We start from the raw sequence: 11,719 nt of genomic DNA on the forward strand, positions 1-11,719 counted from the left end.
ATACTATCAACCAATTCGATTCCACTAATATGAAAAATGTATTGCTACAGTTTTTCAGCGGTGCCCTGCTGCTGATAACCCCGGCGTCTGTTGCCTCAGCGCAGGAACTATTGACTAATTACACGGCGGCATTGCCTGCCACGGATGCACTCGGCAGAAAACTCCCCACCTATGAGGAAGTTGGAAGTGAAAAAAAGGACAGGTTTGTGGGTATGTTTTACTGGACCTGGCACCAGGACCAGAGCAAAAATTTAAGGCCTCATAATACGACGGCTTTTATGCAGCAACACCCGGACGCGCTGTACGATTTCCATCACCCCGCCTGGCCCAAAAACATTATGAATTTCTGGAGCGAGCCACTCTTTGGCTATTATACCGGCCTGGATAAATGGGTGGTATGGAAACACGCAGAAATGCTGGCAGATGCCGGCGTGGATATGATCATGTTCGATTGCACCAATGGTGATATCGTATGGAAATCGGCCTACATGAAACTATGCGAAGTGTTTGCCGAAGCCAGGAAAAATGGTATCCGTACCCCCCAAATCGCCTTCATGATGGGGTTTGGCCCCAGCAACGATTCTAAAAGCGCCATCAGCCAGGTGTACAACGATCTTTACAAACCAGGCTTATACAAAGACCTCTGGTTTCAATGGAAGGGAAAGCCGCTCATCATGGCTTACCCGGATAATATAAGTGAAGAGATAAAAAACTTTTTCACTTTCCGCCCCGGGCAACCGGTATATAATAAGGGGCCTCAACGCAACGATCATTGGGGCTGGCTGGAAATATACCCGCAGCACGGCTTTGCAAAGAATCCGGATGGCAGTTTTGAGCAGATGACGGTAGGTGTATCTCAAAACTGGACCAAGGCCAACGGCCTGAACCCCATGAATGCCAAAGGCGCTTTTGGCAGAAGTTACACAGATAAAAATGGCCACGATACCCGGCCGGACGCCCACCAGTATGGATTAAACTTCCAGGAACAATGGGACTATGTGCTGAAACAAAATGTAGAACTGGCTTTTGTAACCGGGTGGAACGAATGGATCGCCGGCCGCTATGAAACCTGGTGCGGACAACCCAATGCCTTCCCCGACGAATTTGATACGGAGAACAGCCGCGACATAGAGCCGATGAAAGGCGGTCATAACGATAACTATTATTACCAGCTGGTAGCCAACATCCGCAGGTTCAAAGGCATGCCTGCCCCGGAGAAAATATCCCGCGAAAAAAATATCCTTATCGATGGCAAATTCAACGACTGGACGGATGTATTACCTCTCTATAAAGCGCACCGCGGAAGCACGCTGCACCGCGATGCAGACGGTTACCCGGGCACACATTATACCAATACCTCCGGCCGCAACGATATTGTAGCCGCCAAAGTGGCCCGCGACAGAAGATATGTATACTTCCTGGTGCAAACAGCAGATAAGCTGACTTCTCCCAACGACCCCGGCTGGATGAGATTATTTATTGATGCCGACCGCAGCAAACAATCCGGGTGGGAAGGATACGACTATGTGATCAACCGCAAATCCCCCGGCGCAAAAGCCACCCTGGAAAGGTCCCTGCACGGGTGGAACTGGGAAACAATTGCGGAGGTGGATTACCGTTATGCCGGCAACCAGCTGGAAATACGCATCCCAAGAGAACTATTACAGACTACCAGTAACCAGCTGGACTTTGAATTTAAATGGTCAGATAACATGCAGCAGGAAGGAGATATCATCGACTTCCTTATAAATGGAGATGTGGCGCCGGCAGGCCGTTTCAACTACCTTTTCAGAGAAGAATAACAATAGATCCACCATAACAGGCCTACTGAATCAAGTTTTTATCAATCCAAAATCACGTTAGAAGAAAAGTCTAAAAAGACCACGATATGAAAAAAAATTCTAACCGTCACAGGGCAACATTATGCTTGCTCCTGCTGGGAGTTTGCTGCTCCTTTGCTTCCCTTGCTCAGGACAAAATTAAAATTTCAGGTACCGTTGCAGATTCCTCCGGAGCCAATCCCCTACCCGGTGTTACTGTTAAAATACAGGGATCAGATAAAGGCACCCAGACAAACGGGGATGGACGCTTTACCATCGATGCCGCGGCCAATGCATCCCTGATCTTTAGTTACATGGGCTATAACCGGAAAGTGATTGCCGTAAACGGCAAAACAAGCATCTACGTAAGACTGGCGTCTTCCAATGAAAAATTAAATGAAGTAGTAGTGGTTGGTTACGGGCAACAGAAAAAGATCTCGGTGACCGGCGCCGTATCCTCCGTACAAACAAAAGACATCAGGCAGAGCTCCGCCGCCAGCCTGGCAAATGCGTTGGCCGGTCGCCTGCCGGGTCTTACCGCCATACAGTCGGGCGGCGGACAACCAGGGCGGGATGATGCCACCCTGTACCTGCGAGGCGCCGCCACTACCAACGGTACCGCTCCGCTTATACTGATCGACGGAGTGCCCCGCGATAATATCCGCACAATAGATCCCAATGAAGTAGCTTCCGTTACGGTTTTAAAAGACGCTTCTGCCACTGCCGTATTCGGAGTACGGGGGGCCAACGGCGTTATACTCATCACCACCAGGAGAGGACAGCCAGGTAAGACAGAATTGAACATCAGTGTGGATCAGAGTTACTCCTCCTTTACCAGGGAGCCGGAACGGCTACACTCCGTTGAGTACATGAAACTGCGGAATGAGGCAGCAAAAAATGATGGCATCGCCACACCGCCTTTCCCGCAGGAAATAATTGATAAATACATCAACCCGCTCGCAGGACTTGATCCCAAAGATCCTGACTATGCAAACAAAGCAAGGATCCGGAATTATATTTACCCGGATCACGACTACTACCGCGAATACATCTCCAGGTATTCCCCTCAGACAAGAGTGAATGTAAGTCTTAACGGCGGTACCGATAAAGTAGCCTATTTTGCCAATGCCACTTATCTTCACCAGGGAGGAAATCTTAAAACAGAGCCAAAATCACAATTGGGTTATGACCCCTCCACGAAACTGGATCGCTATAGCTTCAGATCTAATCTTGATTATAAAATAACGCCTTCCCTCAAAGCATTCTTAAATATCGGGACCTATATAGAACAGGTGAATATGCCTTCTGCAGGTTTATATCCCGGGAGTTCCACCGACTGGATGATAACAGACCTTATTTACCAGGCGCAGACCATTCTTCCTATTACCCCCGGCCCTACTACGATAGACGGCTTTGGCGTACCCACCGGGAAGATCGTAGACCCCGGTTATATGGACCGTTCCGCATTTGAGATCATGAACCGGTTTGGTTACAGGAATGAAGTCAGGTCCAACCTTAACAGCACACTTGGGCTGGAATGGGATCTGGGCAAAACGGTGACCAAAGGGCTCAGTCTTAAAGGAATGATCTCCTACGACTCCAAAGCAACAACGGCCGTACAGGGCTACAAAACGGAACAACTTTACCTGGCCCAGGTCAACTACCAGACAGACGAGCTAAGCTACGCACTAAAACGTTCCGGTGAAAACCGACTCGCCCTGAACAAAGGAGCAGACTCCCGGTACAACATTAACATCCAGGGAGGCATCAACTACAACAGAACTTTTGGCGGCAGGCATGACGTAGGCGGCATGGTGCTGGCACAGCGCGATTACTGGGAATCTCCCGCCGGCGAGATCCCGTTTAACGTAGTAGGCATAGCCGCAAGAGCTACCTATGGATATGATAACAGGTACCTGGCAGAAATAAACATGGGCTATAACGGTTCAGAGCAATTTGCACCGGGTAAACGTTATGGCTTCTTTCCTGCAGTATCAGCAGGATGGGCAGTGAGCAATGAAAAATTCCTGAAAGGAAACCGCTTCCTCACCAATCTGAAATTAAGGGCGTCTTACGGTAAAGTGGGAAATGATAAAATGGGAAATGCCCGTTTCCTCTACCAAAGCGATATCACTATGGGAGGAGGCCCGTTGGGAAGTTTAGGCCTCGGACAGGGCATTAACCAGGGATTGCTGGGTAATACAAATATCACCTGGGAGCTAGCCAGGAAACAAAACTATGGCGTAGACCTCGAACTACTGGGCAGCCTGGGAATTACTTTCGACTATTACATCGAAAACCGTTCAGATATCCTGATAAGTCGTGGCACTATTCCTCAGTTACAGGGCGTACCGCTCGACAAAATCCCGAGGATCAACATGGGCGAGGTGGATAATAAAGGATTTGAAATTGAAGTCACCTATAATAAAAATATTACCAGGAACCTTCATCTCAATTTCAGGGGCAATTTCGGTTATAACCATAACACCGTAAAGTTTATCGATGAAGCCATTAATAGTGAAGCGTATGCATACAGGTACCGGCAAACGGGCTTTTCACTCGGACAAAGCTGGGGATATAAAATTGACTATAGTAACGGGAACGGCTACTTTAATTCCCAGGAAGAACTGGATAAATACCTGTCGCATACCACCTATGGTTTTGGCAGTCCGAGAGTAGGTGATTTCAAATACCTCGACCTGAACGGAGATGGCGTAGTAGATGATAAAGATCTGGCCCCTATCAAATATACCAGCATTCCTGGCATTGTTTACGGTGCCACACTGGCGCTGGGTTATAAAGGTATAGATCTCACGGTTTTCTTCCAGGGTGTAGGCAGGTATTCTTCTAATTACGCTAACCAGGGTGTGTATGAAAATATTATTCAAGGTACCTATTTTGATTACCATAAAACAGCATGGACAGCAGAACGCTATGCAAAGGGAGAGAAAATTACCTACCCGGCGCTGAGTACAAGAAATACCACTAACCATACTGCCAACGACTTTTTCATCATGGACCGGTCTTTCATCCGTCTCAAAAATATAGAACTGGCCTATACACTCCCCCCGGGTTGGCTGAAAAGAGCCAGTATAAAAGGGATACGGGTATACGTAAGTGCGCAGAACCTGCTCACCTGGGATAAACTGAAGATGGGTCATCTTGATCCGGAAACAACCAACAGTATTGGCTATCCTGTAACCCGTATGATGAATTTCGGATTCAATGCAACATTCTGATACTATAATAACGAAGTTATGAAAACGATATACACATATTTGCTGCTACTCCTGTTACTGGCCATGGGCGCTTGTAAGAAAGCCCTGGATATGGCGCCGGATGGCAAGATCTCGATGAACGATATTTTTGCAGATAATACCAAAGTAGGTGCATTTTTAAACAGCTGTTACAGTAATATGCCGGCAAAAGGCGCCAGGTATTACTTCTGGAGCCGTGGTCCCGTAGTGTGGAGCGATGAAGCATGGGACACCGACGCGGAAGCAGAACCCAGTCTCATGGCAGGGCGTGTGTATAACGGCGACGCCTCCGCAGGCAATCATCCTGTTGTTAATATCAGTGCAGACGCTGGCAACGGCGATTACTGGGCAAGATACTGGAACGCTATACGCAACTGTTCTGTATTCATCAGCCGCATTGATAGCGCCAATGTTACCAACCCGGCCGATCGTAACCGGTGGAAAGCAGAAGCGCATTTACTCCGGGCCTATTACTACGCAGAATTATTAAGATGGTATGGAGCAGCCCTGCCGGTGGAACGTGAACCGCATGATTTTACGGATGATTTCTCCGGTATTTCTAAAGAAAGCTATTACAATGTGGCGAAATTTATTATGGAAGATTGTGATGTTGCACTGGCAACGTCAGAACTGCCCTGGAGGATCACCACAACGGGAGAAGGTGGCCGGGTTAACAAAGCCATGGCAGAAGCCATCAAATCCAGGATGATCCTGTTTGCAGCCAGCCCGTTGTATAATGCAGGCAAAGATTACTGGCAGGAGGCTTATACGGTCAACAAAACATCCCTCGCCAATCTGCGGGCAAATGGATACGAACTATACAACAAGGTAAACCTCCCGCATATTTATCTTGCCGATGAAGCATACCTCGGGCCCAACAAAGATGTGCATACTGCCCTGTATAACGAATACTTCACGCAAACAATGGCATACGCCTCCAACCCAACCGATAAGGAAACCATTTATCAGAGCAGGGACGGCCAGGGAAACATATGGGATATTGACGGCGTTGGAGCGCAGGACGGTTATAAATCAGGCACCTGCCCCACGCAGGAACTGGTGGATGCATACGAAACAACTAACGGATTACCTGTGCTCAACCCGGATAATCCTTATGCAGATGAAAAACATACGCAACCCAATTATAATACTGCCAATACACTGTACAATCCCAACAAGCCTTATGAAAACCGGGATCCGCGCTTTTATGCTTCTATCTATTACAATGGTTCCAAAAGAAAAGCCTGGTGGACATTTAGTGAAACACCGGCCTCTTTTGAAAATTATCCCGGCGGTATAGGCAACAGGATGCGGGTGATCGCTACTTATGTGGGAGAGCCGCAAACAGGCATTCACTCCACCGTTAGAAAAGCTACCCGCACCGGCTACTTCGAAAGAAAATTCCTGCATCCCAATTCAGGGAACGATAACCCTGTAGGCGGCGCTAATACCAAGCTTTTCCGCCTGGGAGAAGTGATCCTCAACTTCGCGGAAGCCGCCGCAGAAGCAGGCAAGCTGGCAGAAGCAACAGAGGCGGTCAATGAAATCAGGAACAGGGTGGGCATGCCTGATCTGCCTGCCGGTTTATCCCAGGCTGCGCTCATTCAACGCGTACGCAGTGAGCGCAGGGTGGAACTTGCCATGGAAGAGAACCGCTACTTTGATGTGCGCCGCTGGTGCGCTCCAACAGCAGATCTTTCCAAAACAGACAAGTGGGTTACTGCCATGGAAATTACCCGCAACCCCGATGGCTCTTTCAGTTATAAACGCCGGCCGGTGCGGGAAACGGAGCGCAGGAATTACACCGGTAAATTTCTCTCCCTCCCCATCCCCCTGCAGGAGGCTAACCGTTTGCAGGCCATCACCGGCAATAACTGGCAAAACCCGGGCTGGTAATAAAAACTTTTGTAAATGCTTGTAATACCAAGAACATGAGATCTAAATTAACCATCAATATAATACTCACATTTACGGTTGTTTCGATTGCTTCGCAACAGGCAACACTCCGGGCACAGCAGCGGCCCTCCCTTACAAAAGGGCAATTAACAGACACCACATTACAACGGGATCCCCATCACCGGGATGAGATAGTACAACTGGGCTACAGCACCCAGCTGCGTGGGGACGTAACCGGTGCAGTAGCTACCGTTAGCGGTGAAACCCTGGAACGATCGCCGGTAGCCAATCTTACACAAACACTGCCCGGGCGGCTCGCAGGGTTAACCACTATGGAAACTTTCTCCGAACTGTCCAGGGCCAACACCAACCTGTTTATAAGAGGCATTTCGTCTGCCCGGCAAAACGGTCCCCTGGTGGTAATAGATGGCATCATTTGCGCTTACAACAGCAATCAGACACTGGAATATATTTCCGCCAGTGAAATTGAATCCGTTTCCATACTGAAAGATGCCTCCACTCAGGCATTATACGGTATACAGGGCGCCAATGGCATTATAGTGATCACCACCAAAAGAGGACAGAAAGGCAAACTGAAAGTGAAAGTCCGCATGGACCAGTCTTTCCAGCAGGTAACCACCAAACCGGCCTTCTACAACTCGGCCGATTATGCTGCCATGAGAAACCAGGCCGCGTTTAACGATGGCTTAGGCGATCATTATTTATTCTCTGAAAAACAAATTGAAGGCTACCGCAACGGAACAGACAAACAACTGTACCCAAACAATAACTGGTACGAACAATACATGAAAGATATCGCCTCCATGCAGCGGGTGGCAGTGAACTTGTCTGCAGGAAACGACAACGTGCAATTCTTCTCCAACATCAACGTCATGCACCAGGGCGGGCAGTTTAAAACGGACCAGGTCAAATACGATCCGAACGCCAATAATGTGTGGGTGAACTACCGCAGTAACCTGGATATGACCCTCAACAAATACATCAAAGGGTTTTTACGCCTGAGTGGTAACATCAAAAGAGAACGCACCCCGGGCTCCGGCAACGCTACCGTATACGGCAGCCTGTTCCAGATGCCGCCCACTACCTATGGCCCGCTTACACCCGACGGGAATGTAGTAACCACAGAGCGGGTAGGCGCACCCACCTATGGTATGCTTAACCGCTCCGGCTACTACCGGCATACTGTTACAAATATTTCTTCACAGGTAGGCCTGGAGGTGGACCTGGGCTTCCTCACCAAAGGATTGAGCTTAACAGGCACCTTCGCGTACCAGACAAATGCCGTTGGCAGCCTGGGAACCACGCAAAACTATGAGCGCTGGATCAGGACAGATAATCCCGATACGCTGGCATTCGTAAAAAAAGGGAGCGATAACAATACGCCGCTTGCCTATGGAAAAGCAAGCTCCTATTACTATCATCTCACCTATAACGCGATGCTGAATTACAAGCGGGAATTTAATAAGCACCGCATCAGCGGACTGGGATATATGTTTTATCAGAACCTAACAAAAGCAGATGTGGGCTCCCCGGCATTGCTGCCCTATACCAGGCTAAACACAGGAGCGGAAGCAGCCTATGCGTACGACAACAGGTACTTTGTAAAACTGGACATAGGCTATTCCGGTTCTGAACAATATGCCAGGAGCAGCCGCTTTGTTGCTACTCCCGCGATATCAGCAGGATGGGAACTTTCCAACGAAAATTTTATGAAGCCACTCCCCTGGTTAAGCCAGTTGAAACTACGCGCTTCCTGGGGGAAAACCGGCAACGACCAGAGCGGCCTGGCCCGGTTCTCCTACCTGGATAATGTAACGCTGAGTGGTGGCGGCCCTATCGGGTACCTGCAATACATCATCAAGGAAAACCAGGTGGGTAACCCAGCCATACAGGCAGAAATTTCTACCAAGCAAAATGCAGGGATCGACCTTGGATTGTTCCATGCGCTGACCATCACCGTGGATGTATTCAAAGAAAGAATGGAAAATATGGTGGTGGGCGCATCTTCCAAAATCCCGCTCTACCAGGGCATTCCATTAAACAACTATCCACAAACTAATTCTGGCATCTTTGAAAATAAAGGCTACGAAATAACGGCGAACTATACCAAAAGCATCAACCGCCATCTTGATATATCCGCCGGCGTTATGCTGAGCTACCAGAAAAACACGATCATCAGCTGGAATGAAGCAGAAAGAACAGCAGATTATGCTTACCGGCTAAGGGAAGAAGGATATTCGTTCGGACAGGAATTTGGATACCTCGTTGATTACAGCAATGGGAACGGGTTCTTTAATTCAAAAGATGAAATTGTGAAGAGCAATCTTACCTACGGCATGGGCACTCCCCGCCCGGGCGATCTGAAATACCGGGACCTGAATGGCGATAACATCATCGACGACCGGGATAAGGCGCCTGTTGGCAACGGTATGTTGCCGCGTAAAACCTATGCAATCAGCGGAGGGGTACGTTATAAGGCTTTTGATCTGAACTTCCTGTTCCAGGGAGTAGGTGAATACGCTTCCATTTACGGCGGACAAGGGGTATACGAAACCGATTACGACGGCGTATTTGGTTCGTTGCATGCCAATGCCTGGACACAGGAAAGATATGACAGGCATCAACCCATCAGTTACCCTGCGCTGTCGCTGCAAAAAACAGTGAACCATGAAGCCAATGATTTTTTCAGCTATAACAGGTCGTACCTCCGGCTTAAAAATATAGAGCTCTCGTATACATTGCCGGCATCAATTGCCAGGCATATTACAGCCGATAAGATCAGGGTACTGCTGAGCGGCCAGAACCTGTTCACCTGGGATCATATGAAGTCTGGCGACTTTGGCCCTGAAGGTGGCGGATATACTTCATTTCCTGTTTACAAGGTATATAACATAGGCGTGAGCGTAGGTTTCTAACTAATATAACATTACCGGTATGAAAAAATATATCATCATATTATTAGCTGTTACAGGTCTTTTTTCCTGTCAGAAGCAACTGGATCTGCCCACTGATGGCCGTATCACCATGAACGAAGTGTTTACTGATTACGACCGCGTAAGAGGATACCTCAACTCCTGCTATGGCTATTGCCCGGCGCCCTATATGGACCGTGCCTCCTATACCGATGAGGCGCAGGATGCAGACGATATTACGCCCAATTCAAAATACAGTAACTGGTATTCCGGCAGCGTTACCGCGCAGAGCTATGCAGGTATTTCGGCAGATGAAAGCCCCTGGGGGCGTTTGTACGAAGGCATCCGCAAATGCAATTATTTCCTGGCGAATATAGACGCCTCAAAAACGATTGCCACTGCTGAGGAAAAGACCTCCTGGATAGCACAGGCGCATGTACTGCGGGCGCTTTACTACTTGCAGCTGATTAAAAGGTATGGCGGCGTACCGCTGTTTGACAGGCCACTGCCGGTGGATTACGATTTCTCCAAAGACTCAAAAGCCAGCTTCAGCACTGTAGTTACCTTTATCCTGAAAGATTGTGACACCGCGTTGATGGTGCCTGCAACAAGGAACGGGTTTCCCTGGGGCATCTATGATAACCAGTACGGGATTATGTCGCGCGCAGTAGCCTATGCCATCAGGTCGGAAGCAGTTACCTATGCAGCCAGCCCTTTATGGAGCGATGGTACCTATACCTGGGACAATGCCAAAACCATCACCGCGGAAGCGCTGTCGGAATGCCTGGCAAACGACTACCACCTGTTTAATGAAACACCGGATGCCAATATCGCACAAAACGGGTATGCGCTTTATCATTTCATCACTTCCAATGATCAGCGCAGCAGGGATAAAGAAACTATTCTGCAGGCAGGTGCAGCCATGCAGATCTGGAAATACGCCGGTATGCCCAGCACGGGAGGTATGGAAAAGGCAGGCCCTAACCCTACGCAGGAGTTGGTAGACCGCTACGAGATGGCCAACGGGGAGCCGCCATTCCTCGGCTATTCAGACGCCGACAGGCTCCAGCCCATTATCAACCCCGCCTCTGGTTATGATCCTCAAAACCCTTATGCAGGCAGAGATCCGCGGTTCTATGCTTCTGTTTATTACAACGGGGCACTGCGCTACCTGGATCAGCCCAACGGGAAAAAAGTAGAGACCTTTGTAAACGGAGCAGAAGGTATTTCCCTCAATAACCGCAAGTATACCCGTACCGGTTATTATCTCCGGAAATTCAATAATTATAAATCAGACCAGAATAACAATGCGGATGGCGCTATCCGCTTATTCAGGCTGGCAGAGCTTTACCTGAATTTCGCGGAAGCAGCATATCAATCCGCAGGGCCCGATGCAGCAGTAACTGCCGGTAGTTTCTCCATGAGCGCAAGAGACGCAGTGAACGCAGTGCGCAGCAGGGCTGGTATGCCCCCATTCCCCGCAGGGATGAATAAAGATGCCTTTGAAAAAAAATACCGTAATGAAAGAAGTGTGGAACTTGCATTTGAAGAACACCGCTTTTTTGATGTGCGCCGCTGGAAGATACTGGATAAGACGGATAAATTTGTAACAGGCATGCGCATCACCCAAAGCGGCACAGGTCTGATCTATAACCGCTTTAAGTTTGCAGGGAGAGGTTGCTCATCAGACAGGTTTTTAATGTACCCCATTGACCAGTCAGAAATAAATAAAGTGTTCCAGCTTACCGGCCAAAACTGGCAGAACCCCGGATGGCTGGATTAAGAGAAACATAGGACCAATACGAGAAACGGC

The 11,719-nt window shown here is 48.7% G+C and carries 5 protein-coding genes; all 5 read left to right on the forward strand.

All coding sequences use genetic code 11. From position 1 onward, the window contains the following. Positions 1-1,802 (forward strand): hypothetical protein (locus VN105_RS04750; RefSeq protein WP_325638443.1); only part of this gene is annotated, 1,802 nt, incomplete at its 5' end. Positions 1,803-1,888: 86 nt separating this feature from the next. Then, complete coding sequence (locus VN105_RS04755) at positions 1,889-5,059, forward strand: TonB-dependent receptor (RefSeq protein WP_325638444.1); 3,171 nt, start codon at positions 1,889-1,891, stop codon at positions 5,057-5,059. A gap of 18 nt (positions 5,060-5,077) precedes the next feature. Further along, positions 5,078-6,973, forward strand: a complete 1,896-nt coding sequence (locus VN105_RS04760; RefSeq protein ID WP_325638446.1) for a RagB/SusD family nutrient uptake outer membrane protein — start codon at positions 5,078-5,080, stop codon at positions 6,971-6,973. 35 nt (positions 6,974-7,008) lie between these two features. Beyond that, complete coding sequence (locus VN105_RS04765) at positions 7,009-9,909, forward strand: SusC/RagA family TonB-linked outer membrane protein (RefSeq protein WP_325638448.1); 2,901 nt, start codon at positions 7,009-7,011, stop codon at positions 9,907-9,909. A 19-nt stretch (positions 9,910-9,928) separates the two neighbouring features. Then, a complete protein-coding gene (locus VN105_RS04770) occupies positions 9,929-11,689 on the forward strand; it encodes a RagB/SusD family nutrient uptake outer membrane protein (RefSeq protein WP_325638450.1) in 1,761 nt (586 codons plus the stop codon). Positions 11,690-11,719: the final 30 nt, after the last annotated feature.

Origin of the sequence: Chitinophaga sp., from assembly GCF_035564935.1 — a bacterium.
In the GTDB taxonomy this organism is placed as follows: domain Bacteria; phylum Bacteroidota; class Bacteroidia; order Chitinophagales; family Chitinophagaceae; genus Chitinophaga.